Genomic DNA, 12,187 nt, shown 5'->3' on the forward strand with positions numbered 1-12,187 from the left:
TTCTAGATATATTAGGGCACCATGGACAGCAAAGGACAGATCACCATAGACTACCTCATAAGCATCACAATTTTTCTTTTCACAGTCATCTTTGTATTCAATTACACTTCAGGAATATTTGCACCCTTTAATTCAAATTCTGACGAGATTACACTTATCGCAGACAGGACAGCAACAGCTCTGGTGGAAAAGATCCTGAGTGAAGGAGATGAAACAGTCCCAAATCTGGTTACCATGACAAAAGCAGACATATTCTTCACAGAACTTGGCACGAATTATACGGATACAACCAGCTACCTTGGTTTGAGCGGATCATATGTAAGCTATGACTTTAATGTCACACTTCAAAACGGCACAGGTCTAATTAACATGGCAGGAAAACCAATACCATCCCGTGTAAATGTAGGGCAGACAAAAAGAATAGTCCTGATCAAAGACGATACAGGGAACACAGAGGTTGCTATCATGTCATTCAGGGTGTGGTAAAGTGCCCGGGAGAATGTTTTGTTCAAACAAAGAGACAGATGCTCAGATGCACACCCTTGAGGCTGTAATGGCGGCACTTATCATGATAGGAGTGATCGTTTTTGCTGTTGAGGCAACATCCCTCACACCTCTGACATCATCAACTGCAAATGCACACATTGAAGCCCAGCTGCAGACAATGGGACAGGATATGTTAAATGTACTCTCCTATGCACCCTACGGACATGACTCTGCCCTTAAGAACGATATCAAGAATTGGGACGGCAGAGAATATGTATGGAACGGCACTGCATACCAGTCAAGAGATTCTGACAGCATACCTCTGGCAAATAGTTCTCTGGGGGATATGCTCCTTTTTATTGCAATCCCCCGGGGAATTGCACATAATGTTCATTTCACATGGATAGATACCAATGGCATTACGATGGGCCGGCCTTACATATACAATGGAGACCCCTCCGACAATGCAGTGATAATCTCTAAAAAAGTAGTCCTTTCAGACAATGAGGTCGGGAACTCATCGTCATTCGTTACGAACACAGGCATACCTGATGCAGACATAGGCAGTGGATTTTATAACATAGTCAATGTTAAGATGACGCTCTGGAGAATGTAGAACAACTGGATGTGAAGGAATGAGACAACTTGATGACAATGCACAATTGCTCCTGGTGGCTGGGTTTGCAGTAGGTGTGGGGATAGTGGTGCTTACCATCATGCTGAACAATGTGATATACGCCAGCAACATTGCCTCTGAATCAAGCATTGACACTTCACGCTATGACATTGCAAATGCAGCCCAGATAACTTCAGAATCCTACCAGGATGCATATATCTATGCCATGGAAACAGGAACTTTCAACAATACTGCTTTTGAAGAATATCTGCACTCATATGCGTTTATGGCTTCCAGGAACTTCGCCATATCAGGGTTTACATTCAACTTTGAGAATAATACATTACATGAACCATATTTCACACAGAACGGTCTTGATAATGGAAAAGATAACTGGACAGTTGCCAGCAATGTTAACAGCACCGATCTGTTCTTAATGGAAATACCGGATGTATCAAAGCTTGGAAACAGTTCTGAGAGCCTGATGATAACAGCCACCAATAGTTCCGGACTCCTCTGGGCTATCGAACTGTACAGTTCAGGCGGACAGATCAATATCACGATAAGGGACCGGACAACAATACTCGGAACATATACAGCTTCCGGCCAGGTAAATATCACAGGAGACATGACAGACTTCACCACCCCTGCTGCATTCCATTTTTCAACGTTTACAGAAGGCAACGATTATTCAATCAATGTGATAAATGGCAGCAAAGCTGCGGGATACTGTACATTCTCAGGCAGCATGACCTCAGGTGAAGAATTCAGTTTTGCAAGATACTTAGTTGTAAATCCCAGAATTACCATGTCTTCAAGTGAAATATATATCAAGCGCGATCTTCCCGTATCTTTGCCAGGAGAGAAAGCATGAAACTCCGAAAACTCAAGGATGATGACGATGCAGTTTCAATATCAATAGGGTTCATACTCACATTTTCGATTACAGTCCTGATGCTAGTTACCATTCTCAGCTCATTCTATACCCTGATGGACCAGGCAGAGCAAAAAGTGATGCGTGATGAGTTTGAGATACATGGGAACGATATTGCCGTACGTATTGCGACAATTGACACCATGGTCGGATGTGCAGATGACTCCGGGTCACATATATGGGAAGTAAGGTATGAGCTTTCCCTGCCGCAAAAGATCGCAGGAAAACCATATTCCATCAAGTTTGATAACAGCAGCGCAGATATTGTGTTCGTATCGGAAGAGAGAGAGAATACGAAAATAAAAGTCCCGTATTATGCAGACAACACAATTGTCATTTCAACCACTTTGCATAGCCCAAAGGGCGAGTATCTCATGACCTACAGCCCCGCGACAAACTCAATAACCATATCATGATCATCCGGATGATAAAATGAAAAACAAGAACAGATCATTCCTTTCCGATGATGCGGTTTCCGAAGTTGTTGATTTCAGCATAACACTTGGATTGATGCTTCTGGCAATTGCCATCATAGGTATTGCAGGTTACCCCATGGTTGAGCACATGAAAGAAACGGGACATACCGAGAATATCCGGCAAAGTTTCTCGGTGCTCACCCCGAACATGAACAAAGTAGTTGCAGGTAAAGCACCCTCACAGTCAGTGGAACTGAAGATGCACGGAGGCACTATTTCTGTGACAGGTAACAGCTACATGAATGTTACTATGCATACATGGAACGCAAGCACATCATCCTATGAGGCTGTTTCCCATGAAAGGCAGTTGCGCATGATCAAAAATGAGTACAAGGATACAACTGTTGCCTATGAGAATACCGGTGCATGGGCAAAATATCCTCTTGGCAGAGCAGTTGAGATCTCAAAGCCTGTTTTTGCCTATGACAATAGTTCAATGATAATACCCATGGTAACGATCACAGGTACTAATGCAATATCAGGATCAGGACTGATCCGTGTGATATCAGATGGCGGGCATCTTTCGGTTGAGAGTTACAGGAATGTATCCAGAGTGGAAATAACATTATCAAGTGATTATTACCAGGCATGGGAAAACCATCTGAGTGAATCACTTGGCATGCATATAATAGATGTGAACACAAGTACCAGGACCATATTGGCAGGAAAGGATTACAATCCTGATATCGAGGTATTCATAACAGTATCACCCATGAGTGTGACCGTAGAGTGAGAATTTACAGTTTGGGATGTGTAAGAAAATGAAAAAATTCCTGGAATCGGAAAATGCTGTCTCTGCAGTCGTTGGCATGATAATGATACTTGCACTTACGATTGCATCGATAAGTGTTATTTTCCTTTATGGCGTCCCTACAATATATAAGATGCAGGATATGGCCAATGCCCAGAAAGTGGAACAGGCATTTACAGTGTTTGATTCAAGAACAAGTAAGGTTGCACTTGGAGAATCCCCAAGCCAGACAACTTTTTTTTCCATGATGGACGGAGATGTCAGAGTGAAAGGAGATAACATGTCCTATGAAGATAGCAGGATAGTAATTATATCAGTTGACATTGGTGCACCATGGTATAGCATTTTCAGAAATAAGAAAAACCAATGGGGAAGCTGGAATCCACACATAGGTGAACCTGGCATGAATGAGTTCAATGCATCCATGGGAAGTATTGTTTACACTAACAAGGACAGGATGATCGGATATGAAGGGGGAGGGGTATGGTCAAGGTATCCTAATGGTAGGTCGGTGATGATATCACCCCCGGAGTTCCACTACAACGGAGAAACACTTACATTACCTGTAATGAAGATAGAAGGAAATCAGGTCTATAGCGGGAGATCGGATGTAGGAATAACTGTGAGCTCAGACAACATGCCCACAGTATTGTATCCTGACCCTTCTTCAGATGCAAGAAGGACCAACCCCCTAAGATCAGATAAAGTGATAATCTATATTAAGAGTGAATTCTACAACGCCTGGGCAGATTATGCGAATTCGCTTGCATATGCCAGCGCCACGACCGATGATGCAAACAATACAGCTGTGGTGGAACTGGAAGTAATCCCTGCAATGGGAAGAGATACATTGAAAACGGCTTTTAAGGTCGGTTCTGTTAACCGGTATAACCCCGAGCCCATGTATAATTTCTCATTCGATCTTGAAGCAAGGGCATCCCAGGGCCTCAATCCGAGCAACTACCAGATAACCGCAACATCCGGTACTAAAACCCTCACATACACTCTTGCAAAGAAAGGCGGTGCCAATCAGCTTGAGATCGGGCTTGTATATGAGGATACAGCCACCGGCGGAGGAGTTGAGACGTGGGAGGGGAATGAAGTATTTCCGATAAGCGGCTCAAAAGAGGAACAGTCTGCAACCGTGGATATGCTTTCCAGAACTCTGACGATGAAATATAGCGACAAAAAAGGCACTGAATTCTCATGGGGAAATGACACAGCAATCAGTATCGTACCGGACATCGATTACCATAATGGGGATGTTGAATCCCTGTACAACCTGACCCAGCATTACATGAAACTTATCACAAAGGACGGATCAGTGGTGTTCAATCTTCAGCAACCGGGAAAATCAGATCCTGTGGATTATGACGAATCCACACTTACATTGTACTATGACGGGATGCCGGGAAGCATAACGTATCTGCATGTAAGCAGGAATGACCTTACCGTGGACCTGAATTAGAAAATCCAAATCGTTTTTAGGGTCGGGAATTGTAATTGTGCAGGTGTTGAACTTTATATTTTTTATTTTAACAAATCTTTTTTATATTAAATGTCACATATATACTTAAAATGATGGATGAAAAGGGGCAAATTGCAGTAGACTTCCTACTTGGGATATCATTATTCCTTATCGCTCTTACTTTCACTGTGCAGTTCATTCCGGGCATGTTCATGTCCGGCTCGGCAGGAGAGAGCAGTCTGGACTACACAGCTTACCGCACAGCAACGGTCCTTGCAGAAGATACCGGATGGTGGGGGAACAATACAGATAGCGGAACTGATTGGGAAGGAGCACATCCTGCAGACATAAAAAGGATCGGACTTGCAGTTGACGATGAACCTGACTCTAAACTGACCAACAGTCCCAACATTCTATCTAAAGCCAAGATAGAGAGATTCATGCTCATCGATGAAAAAAATCTCACTGAGATGCTGGGCCTTTACAACAATATCGATGGAAGCCACTTTTCCTATGGATACAGCATATCCATTAGACAGGATGGACTGCCCTTTGAAATCAACGGCACTCCCATAGTGAGGGGAAACACGGCACCAGATGATCAGGAGATTGCAAAGATAACACGGGTCGTACTTGTGGAAACCGGGCGTGCTGCCGTTCTCCAGGGCAGTGACCTGACAGATGAATTCACATCAGAGGGAATTATTGTGAACGGACCGTGTGAAGATAATGTTACCATACAGATAAGGAACCTTAATGGTACAAGTCCTTCGTTCCTGAATGCGACACTTGACAATACCACAATACTTACACAACCCTCTGATTTTACCATAACAAAGAAGAACATATGGACAAGTTCAGCACATAGTGGCAGCATAGATATAGATGATATTATCTGTCTGGACTTTGACCATAACCTCTTCAGTCTGAACAAGAGTTACCGGCTGGACCTTACGTTCAGCAATGTCACACTGGATCCCGGACCCCCTTTTGTCTCATACAATAACCGGAGCACTCCGCTTTACGAACCTGCATATCTGATAGTAGAGGTGTGGTGATGGATAATAAGGCACAGTTACATACCCTGGAAGGGCTTGGTGCGGCCGTCCTGATGACACTGACAGTCCTTGCCATCACACAGAGCACCATGATAGTTACACCCCAGAACTCTCTGGCGGTGGATGTACAGCTGGAGCAGATGAGCTCTGACGCACTGGCAGTCCTTGACATGGTTCCGATGTCTTCGGTGCAGTACAACCTGACAGAATGTGTTGCAGGCTGGGATAAGACAGAAGCAACATATCCGGCAGGAGATCTTGAAAATCTTGATGATGCGCTTTTGTACCTCCTGCCAGGGGTATTGTATAATGTGGACTTTGCATATATTGAAAGCGGGAACCTTACAGTTGAAAAAGTGATCATCAACGGGCCACCGGGCAGTAATGCGGTTGTTGCCAGGCGTTATGTGACGCTTACAAACCAGACCGTGCATAACATGGGCGGCGGATGGGGGCTGCAGGATGATGAACTAAGGGTTGTTGAAGTGAGGATGACAGCATGGAAAGTATGAAAAAGGATACAAACGCTCAATGGATAGCTCTTTCAGGGCTGGTCATATCACTTATAATCATAGGACTTGCTGCACTGGCAAACCAGGCGGTCATAGCAGGATATCACTCATCAAACGCAGTCCTTGAATTTCCCAAGGACAATATCCGTGAACTGAACTCGCATACCAGGGACAATGCCATGATAATAAAGGACCTTTCCTTTGAGATAAACAGTACAAGCAATGAAACAATACCTGTCATCTTTGAACAGTTGTTTGACAACTACAGCACACAGATACAAGCATTGCACGCGGTTCACGGGGAAACCGTTGATGTATCACTGGTTTCCATAAACACCACAAACGGCACGTTTGGTATTAGTGATATAGACCTGATCTTTGTCAATATAACATACAATGACGGAAGGACACACTACGTATCAGAACCGGAGATCATCGAGGTGAGATGATGAGGAAACTGTTCAGAAATGAAGAAGGAGTATCACTTTTATTCGAATACATTTTGTTCTCTCTTATATGCATTGGTTTTTTCATGATAATAAGTGCCAATTCAGATGATATATTCATGAAGACACCCAATGAAGTTGTAATGCAGGATGAGATGAGCGACATTGGTAACATGATGAGCACAATGATAACTGACATGTACCTTATTCTCCCTGAGAACGGGTATATTGATACAGAATACAGGATTCCGGCTAAAGCAGGCCGGGAAGAGTATATGATCAATGCAGATATAGCGAATACCGACCAGATAATAGAAGTTATCTCCTCATCATCAGGAAAGAAAGTAAGAGTTACGATCGGCGGGATTGCAAATACAATGTCGATCGAAGGTACTGCACTGAGCAGTTCTACAAATCATGTGATCAGCTATGACTCGAGAAGATAGAAGTAATGCGGCGGTTTCCGAAACCCTGGGGTATATCCTGTTGTTCGGGATTGTGACCTTATCGATGGGAGTTGTCTATGCGATAGGATATCCGGCATTACAATCGAATATCGATACAAACGTATTTGAGAGTGCGGAACAGAATTTCATAGTACTCCAGAGTAATATGGACAGGGTGGCCTTTGACCAGACACCTGTAAAGGTCCTCAAATTAAAGCTCCAGAGCTCTGCAATTGCAGTGGACAACGAATCCTCGATGACCATAACCTATGAGGCAAATCCTCCAAGGATAATTCCCACAGGAGAAATACAGTTCCAGAAGGACAGCAAGACACTGACCTATGAAATGGGAGCGGTCTTTAAGCAATATCCCCGTGAGGCTACGGTGATGATTTCAAAGCCACCTATCTATACAAGCAGGATAAACGGCCAGGACATTTTGACCATAGGACTTGTTTCGGTGAACGGTGATTCCTACATCTCAGGCAAAGGTATTGCCACACTTACCCTTCGGCATAACTCAAGCGACATGGAAATGCCCGACACATCAACAAACGTGACAGTTACCATCAACAGTGCACATGCCACAAAGTGGGAGGAATACCTGGACGAGATTGGTTTCTCCATTAACACTCCCAGTACCACAGCGACATCGGTTACAGCTTATATGAACGATACTATGCTGATCCTCAGCGAGCATGTGGTAGATGTAGATATATCCTGACGCGGGGGATTGCAGAACAGAGGATATTCTCCTCTTCTTTTTCATTTGTGTTTTTATGAACTCTGCAGAAATCCTTTCTTTATTAATAAACCACAGATAAATACGGATACACTCACCTCCTACGGAGTTGAGTGCCTGCTAAACAGCCGTTTAGCAGGTAACACAGATTAAAAATATCTAAAATATCTGCGTGCATCAGCGTTTATCTGCGGTTCACAAATTATTGATAATAGGATTTCTACAGAACCTTTTTATGTATACGCTATTTAATGTATTCAAATTGGCAAAGAAAACGTACTGTAGGAAGATTCTACACTGATATCCTAACACTGACATCCTAAAAGCTTGGTTAAAAATACGGTTCTTAAATTGTACTATTTGCATGGCCGACAACTGACTTCATTATAGATGAAATGGAATACCAGGTGCATAATATATTTTTATATAGTAGCACAGGTACAGGATTCTCATAAACATCTCTTTTTTTATTTTATTTTTTCAGCAATGTAAAGCCAGTTTTGATATGAGGGATGAGAGAGAGTAACACAAATATAGCACATTGTAACATACTAAATCATAAACAATATATAAGTAAACATAGATATAGTGTTATTAAGTAATAATAACGAATACTGTAACTAATATGTGAGAGTGTTAGTATGGAACTGTTGACAGACGTTGGAAACCTTGGTTCAGGTATGAGTATTTTATTCATAATTTCAGCTTTCCTTTTGGGGGCATTACATGCACTGGAACCGGGGCATGGAAAATCCGTGATGGCTGTCTTTGTGATGGGAACCGATGCCAACCTTAAGGATGCCCTGGCACTCGGACTTACGGTGGTATTCTCCCATGTCATGGTTGTCGTTACCCTGGGAATAGCATCCGTTTATCTTATTGATGTGCTTGATGTGGATCTTACCCATGACATCATGAGTGTTGTAGGAGGATTGATACTGATAACCGTTGGGTTGTGGATACTCAGGAGATTCTACCATCCGCACCGGCATGAGCACAGCATAGATACCAGGAAAGGAGTTATCGCTATTGGGTTCTCAACCGGCCTTATTCCCTGTCCTGCGGCCCTTGCAGTGCTTCTTATAAGTATTGCAAACAACCAGGTCTACAACGGACTGTGGTACATACTGGTATTCAGCATTGGTCTTGCAGTATCCATTGTCTGCCTTTCGGTACTTATGGTGAGAGGAAGAGGTTTCATCCAGAATTACATGGGAAATAAGAGAATCAATAACCTGCCTCTTGTAAGTGGCACGATAATCATAATCATAGGCATATTCACCCTGCTTCATCCACTGCTGGAACACCTGGAGTTATTGCATTGAACATGCAGGTCCGGGAATACACCCGGCACCCGGATGGCGGATTACCTCATGCATCAGACCATAGTATCATAGTATCATAATATCCTGATCATCGAAATCATTGTAATCATCAAAATCATAGCCATGATATACAATATCACAATCCATGCCCAGCTCATGAAATGCTTTCTGGATGTTATTTACAGGAAACAGGGAACTAAAAAACAGGTGCGAAGAACATTTGCAATCACTTGAGCCAAATCCTGGGATCTGCCCTTGAGAAACACCGCCTGGCATGGAAAAGGCAAGCTTTTCTGCCAGCTCACATTCAAGGGATTTATCTGTCCTGCAGTATGCAACACAGATAAGCTTAAATGTACAGGACATGGAAAGATAGTCCACATGCCAGCGGGCTTTTTTGTTTTTCTGCTCAGAGAGCAACACATGCCTCTTCATTCTTTTCAGGCCGCCTGGACCAAGGGCAGAGCCCACATATATATAATAACCTTTAAGGAAGGAGATATTACCGAGTCTTCCAATTGGGAGCTTACATGCCACGTTTTGGAATATGAGACAGTAAATGCCTTTTTCAGAAAGGCCGGGTAAATTGGGATCGCTTTGCATACAAAACGGTTTGTGAAGAAAACATTAAATGATTTCCTGTCAAATTAACTGCTGATAAACATGGCAGATGAAATAAAGGAAAAAAAGGATGCAAAAGAAGTGAAAGGTTTCCAGCCAAGGGCTGTTGCCTATGCAAAGAAGATAGATGAGGATTTCTCTGAGGCTGTTGCAGGTTTCTACAGTGCGGTGTGGGATGAAAGGGAGAACGGTCTCTCTAAAAAGGACAAGCATTTACTTGTATTTGCGATTGCCTGCTCAAACCAGAAAACAAAGAGCGCCGTCAAGATACTCCAGAGACTGAAAAAATTCGGGGCAAGCTCACAGGAGGTAAAGGACGCTATGATGATAGCAGCCTGGACCGGAGGGGTCCAGAATTTTACTAATTTCACACCCGCCATACTGGAAGAAATGGAAAAGCTGGGTTTCTGAACGTATCAGCCCAGCGCAAAGAGCGGAAGCAGAAACCGGATAAAGACATACAGTTGCAACAGCAGGATCACAGGCATCCCTATCTTAAAAGACGGATGCCTTGTCTTGTGCCGGAAAACATACATACCTGCTATGGAGCCGGGAGTACCCCCGACGATGGCACTCATGAAAAGGGTTCTCTCAGATATCCTGAACTGGTTCTTTTTTGCCTTCCGTTTATCCATACCCATCAGGGAAAATGCCATTATATTTACCAGCAACAAATACATAAAAAATATAAAGCTTGTATCCATAGCTCTTATTTCACCATATTGCGTATTAATTTTTCCGGAAAACACTTTTATTGCCAGATAAAAGACCCTCACGGAAAACATCCTGCAGAGCAGTATCGGTGAAGATCATAAGAGGACACAGACAAAACAAGATAGGGTGGTAGATATGAATAAAAAATGGCTGATATTGATAACACTAATGGTGCTTGCCGGTGTGCTTGTAAGCGGCTGTGCAGATAATGCAGAAGAAAATGAAGTTGATATTGAAACTGAAACAGAAGATAGCCAAATCACAGAAGAAGAAGAAATGCCGATCGGTGAGGGCACGCCCTTTGGTGTGAGAATGGAATACTACGGGAAAATGACACCTGCGGAAATTGAAATAAACAGAGGGGATTCCATTGTCTGGAGAAACCAAAAGCCACAGAACAGTTATGTGCTTGTAAGTGATGACGGGCTATTTGAAGACAAAGAAATGTATGTGCACGATACACATACTTACACATTCACAAAAAGCGGCACCTACACATTCAGTGTAAGGGACGTACCTGACATGGTACTGACAGTCACTGTAAGGTGATTTCGAGGCTTCTTGCCTCATACCCTTTCCACGGATTCAGATTTTGAGCTTATTACTCTTCTTTTTTAAAATCGAGGGATATGGAATTTATACAGAATCTCTGGCCTGTTGGCGCCGGCCCGTCATCAAAAACATGACCAAGATGACTTCCACACCTGCTGCACAGCACTTCGGTCCTCACCATGAAGTGGCTTTGGTCGGGCTTGAGGGTTACCCTGTCCTCTGAGACCGGTTGAAAGAAACTTGGCCATCCGGTCCCTGAATCGAATTTTGCATCCGAGCCGAATAGTTCCTGACCGCACGCTGCGCACAGATAGATGCCTTTGTCCTTGTTCGCGTAATACTTCCCTGTAAAGGGAGCTTCCGTACCCTTCTGCCGCAACACTAGGAACTGGTCCCTGCTTAGTATTTCCTTCCACTGCTCATCGCTTTTTTTAATAGTATCTTCCACTTTGAACTCCCCCATAAGAAGTGAGACTATTAGCTTAAATAGATAACGTGATGCTGCAGAAACATGGGGGATATTTTTGGAGGATATTTATAGATTAAATATAACTTAAATAAATAGATAAATATAAATATTGATTTTGATAAATTTAATATTATCAAACTGACATATCTTTACAAGGGAACAGCTGGATTATCGGGAAAAATCAAAGGGGAGATAGCATGCCGGATTGGATCACATACTATGAAGACAACAGGCAAAACGCATTGAGCAGAATAAAGAACATGTCCCTTTCTGCAAGGTATCGCAGGGAACTGAATTGCTGGGTCAACAAGTACCTGGACCCGTTCTCGGTTGCAAGGACCATATCTGTTGAAAGATATGAGAGTCCCGATCCATATTCAAGGATACGCCTTGAAGCTGAAAAGGACCTGGAGTTCACCCTGCTTACCGCAACAGGGAAGGACAGGAATAACAGTGAGATATTGTTCTTTGAAAGTAACCTTTTGCTTCTGTTCAACCTCATGCTCAGGCACATAAGGACAGCATAGAGAAATTGCAGCGAAATACAGCACAGAGAACTAAGACCGGAAAC

18 protein-coding genes are annotated in these 12,187 nt (G+C 43.1%); 15 read left to right on the plus strand and 3 right to left on the minus strand.

Going from position 1 to position 12,187, the window contains the following annotated elements:
- The first annotated feature begins 21 nt into the window (after positions 1-21).
- From V7O64_RS08675 to V7O64_RS08730, 12 genes are all read left to right on the plus strand, one after another.
- Complete coding sequence (locus V7O64_RS08675) at positions 22-486, plus strand: hypothetical protein (RefSeq protein WP_407355026.1); 465 nt, start codon at positions 22-24, stop codon at positions 484-486.
- 1 nt (position 487) lies between these two features.
- Positions 488-1,102: a hypothetical protein gene (locus V7O64_RS08680; protein ID WP_407355027.1), complete on the plus strand. Its 615-nt coding sequence runs from the start codon at positions 488-490 to the stop codon at positions 1,100-1,102.
- A 19-nt stretch (positions 1,103-1,121) separates the two neighbouring features.
- Positions 1,122-1,976: a hypothetical protein gene (locus V7O64_RS08685; protein ID WP_407355028.1), complete on the plus strand. Its 855-nt coding sequence runs from the start codon at positions 1,122-1,124 to the stop codon at positions 1,974-1,976.
- Positions 1,973-2,452 carry a hypothetical protein gene (locus V7O64_RS08690; RefSeq protein ID WP_407355029.1) on the plus strand — a complete coding sequence of 160 codons (480 nt, stop codon included), beginning with the start codon at positions 1,973-1,975 and terminating at the stop codon, positions 2,450-2,452. The genes V7O64_RS08685 and V7O64_RS08690 overlap by 4 nt, the downstream gene beginning before the upstream one ends.
- A 16-nt stretch (positions 2,453-2,468) precedes the next feature.
- A complete protein-coding gene (locus tag V7O64_RS08695) occupies positions 2,469-3,245 on the plus strand; it encodes a hypothetical protein (protein ID WP_407355030.1) in 777 nt (258 codons plus the stop codon).
- 28 nt (positions 3,246-3,273) lie between these two features.
- Entirely contained in the window at positions 3,274-4,731 is a 1,458-nt protein-coding gene (locus V7O64_RS08700; protein ID WP_407355031.1) for a hypothetical protein, read from the plus strand.
- A gap of 110 nt (positions 4,732-4,841) precedes the next feature.
- Positions 4,842-5,789, plus strand: coding sequence for a hypothetical protein (locus tag V7O64_RS08705; protein WP_407355032.1), 948 nt, complete (start codon positions 4,842-4,844; stop codon positions 5,787-5,789).
- On the plus strand, positions 5,789-6,301 hold the full coding sequence (locus V7O64_RS08710; RefSeq protein WP_407355033.1) for a hypothetical protein: 513 nt from the start codon (positions 5,789-5,791) through the stop codon (positions 6,299-6,301). The genes V7O64_RS08705 and V7O64_RS08710 overlap by 1 nt, the downstream gene beginning before the upstream one ends.
- Positions 6,289-6,750 carry a hypothetical protein gene (locus V7O64_RS08715; protein ID WP_407355034.1) on the plus strand — a complete coding sequence of 154 codons (462 nt, stop codon included), beginning with the start codon at positions 6,289-6,291 and terminating at the stop codon, positions 6,748-6,750. The genes V7O64_RS08710 and V7O64_RS08715 overlap by 13 nt, the downstream gene beginning before the upstream one ends.
- On the plus strand, positions 6,747-7,193 hold the full coding sequence (locus tag V7O64_RS08720; RefSeq protein WP_407355035.1) for a hypothetical protein: 447 nt from the start codon (positions 6,747-6,749) through the stop codon (positions 7,191-7,193). The genes V7O64_RS08715 and V7O64_RS08720 overlap by 4 nt, the downstream gene beginning before the upstream one ends.
- The gene (locus V7O64_RS08725) at positions 7,177-7,917 is read left to right on the plus strand and encodes a hypothetical protein (RefSeq protein WP_407355036.1); all 741 of its coding nucleotides are present in this window, start codon (positions 7,177-7,179) and stop codon (positions 7,915-7,917) included. Before V7O64_RS08720 ends, V7O64_RS08725 begins: the two co-directional genes overlap by 17 nt.
- 659 nt (positions 7,918-8,576) lie before the next feature.
- Complete coding sequence (locus V7O64_RS08730) at positions 8,577-9,260, plus strand: cytochrome c biogenesis protein CcdA (RefSeq protein ID WP_407355037.1); 684 nt, start codon at positions 8,577-8,579, stop codon at positions 9,258-9,260.
- A 66-nt stretch (positions 9,261-9,326) separates the two neighbouring features.
- On the opposite strand, the gene V7O64_RS08735 is transcribed toward V7O64_RS08730, so the two are convergent.
- The gene (locus V7O64_RS08735) at positions 9,327-9,863 is read right to left on the minus strand and encodes a GIY-YIG nuclease family protein (RefSeq protein WP_407355038.1); all 537 of its coding nucleotides are present in this window, start codon (positions 9,861-9,863) and stop codon (positions 9,327-9,329) included.
- A gap of 60 nt (positions 9,864-9,923) precedes the next feature.
- Here V7O64_RS08735 and V7O64_RS08740 point away from each other — a divergent pair, with 60 nt between their 5' ends.
- On the plus strand, positions 9,924-10,292 hold the full coding sequence (locus tag V7O64_RS08740; RefSeq protein ID WP_407355039.1) for a carboxymuconolactone decarboxylase family protein: 369 nt from the start codon (positions 9,924-9,926) through the stop codon (positions 10,290-10,292).
- A gap of 5 nt (positions 10,293-10,297) precedes the next feature.
- Here V7O64_RS08740 and V7O64_RS08745 read toward each other — a convergent pair whose 3' ends face one another.
- Positions 10,298-10,537 carry a DUF1294 domain-containing protein gene (locus tag V7O64_RS08745; RefSeq protein ID WP_407355040.1) on the minus strand — a complete coding sequence of 80 codons (240 nt, stop codon included), beginning with the start codon at positions 10,535-10,537 and terminating at the stop codon, positions 10,298-10,300.
- Positions 10,538-10,730: 193 nt separating this feature from the next.
- Between V7O64_RS08745 and V7O64_RS08750 the strand changes: the two genes are divergently transcribed.
- The gene (locus V7O64_RS08750) at positions 10,731-11,144 is read left to right on the plus strand and encodes a hypothetical protein (protein ID WP_407355041.1); all 414 of its coding nucleotides are present in this window, start codon (positions 10,731-10,733) and stop codon (positions 11,142-11,144) included.
- Between the two features lie 52 nt (positions 11,145-11,196).
- Here V7O64_RS08750 and msrB read toward each other — a convergent pair whose 3' ends face one another.
- Complete coding sequence (gene msrB, locus V7O64_RS08755; RefSeq protein ID WP_407355042.1) at positions 11,197-11,595, minus strand: peptide-methionine (R)-S-oxide reductase MsrB; 399 nt, start codon at positions 11,593-11,595, stop codon at positions 11,197-11,199.
- 218 nt (positions 11,596-11,813) lie between these two features.
- Between msrB and V7O64_RS08760 the strand changes: the two genes are divergently transcribed.
- Complete coding sequence (locus V7O64_RS08760; protein WP_407355043.1) at positions 11,814-12,143, plus strand: hypothetical protein; 330 nt, start codon at positions 11,814-11,816, stop codon at positions 12,141-12,143.
- The last annotated feature ends 44 nt before the right edge of the window (positions 12,144-12,187 follow it).

The sequence above is a fragment of the Methanolobus sp. WCC5 genome (assembly GCF_045690325.1).
Classification (GTDB): Archaea; Halobacteriota; Methanosarcinia; order Methanosarcinales; family Methanosarcinaceae; genus Methanolobus.

Bases quoted from the DNA above. Each gene is read 5' to 3' on its own strand.
- V7O64_RS08685 (WP_407355028.1), top strand. From the start codon at position 1,122: ATGAGACAACTTGATGACAATGCACAATTGCTCCTGGTGGCTGGGTTT.
- V7O64_RS08725 (WP_407355036.1), top strand. From the start codon at position 7,177: ATGACTCGAGAAGATAGAAGTAATGCGGCGGTTTCCGAAACCCTGGGG.
- V7O64_RS08715 (WP_407355034.1), top strand. From the start codon at position 6,289: ATGGAAAGTATGAAAAAGGATACAAACGCTCAATGGATAGCTCTTTCA.
- V7O64_RS08700 (WP_407355031.1), top strand. From the start codon at position 3,274: ATGAAAAAATTCCTGGAATCGGAAAATGCTGTCTCTGCAGTCGTTGGC.
- V7O64_RS08705 (WP_407355032.1), top strand. From the start codon at position 4,842: ATGATGGATGAAAAGGGGCAAATTGCAGTAGACTTCCTACTTGGGATA.
- V7O64_RS08740 (WP_407355039.1), top strand. From the start codon at position 9,924: ATGGCAGATGAAATAAAGGAAAAAAAGGATGCAAAAGAAGTGAAAGGT.
- V7O64_RS08760 (WP_407355043.1), top strand. From the start codon at position 11,814: ATGCCGGATTGGATCACATACTATGAAGACAACAGGCAAAACGCATTG.
- V7O64_RS08710 (WP_407355033.1), top strand. From the start codon at position 5,789: ATGGATAATAAGGCACAGTTACATACCCTGGAAGGGCTTGGTGCGGCC.
- V7O64_RS08675 (WP_407355026.1), top strand. From the start codon at position 22: ATGGACAGCAAAGGACAGATCACCATAGACTACCTCATAAGCATCACA.
- V7O64_RS08750 (WP_407355041.1), top strand. From the start codon at position 10,731: ATGAATAAAAAATGGCTGATATTGATAACACTAATGGTGCTTGCCGGT.
- V7O64_RS08735 (WP_407355038.1), bottom strand. From the start codon at position 9,863: ATGCAAAGCGATCCCAATTTACCCGGCCTTTCTGAAAAAGGCATTTAC.
- V7O64_RS08720 (WP_407355035.1), top strand. From the start codon at position 6,747: ATGATGAGGAAACTGTTCAGAAATGAAGAAGGAGTATCACTTTTATTC.
- V7O64_RS08730 (WP_407355037.1), top strand. From the start codon at position 8,577: ATGGAACTGTTGACAGACGTTGGAAACCTTGGTTCAGGTATGAGTATT.
- V7O64_RS08690 (WP_407355029.1), top strand. From the start codon at position 1,973: ATGAAACTCCGAAAACTCAAGGATGATGACGATGCAGTTTCAATATCA.
- V7O64_RS08745 (WP_407355040.1), bottom strand. From the start codon at position 10,537: ATGGCATTTTCCCTGATGGGTATGGATAAACGGAAGGCAAAAAAGAAC.
- V7O64_RS08695 (WP_407355030.1), top strand. From the start codon at position 2,469: ATGAAAAACAAGAACAGATCATTCCTTTCCGATGATGCGGTTTCCGAA.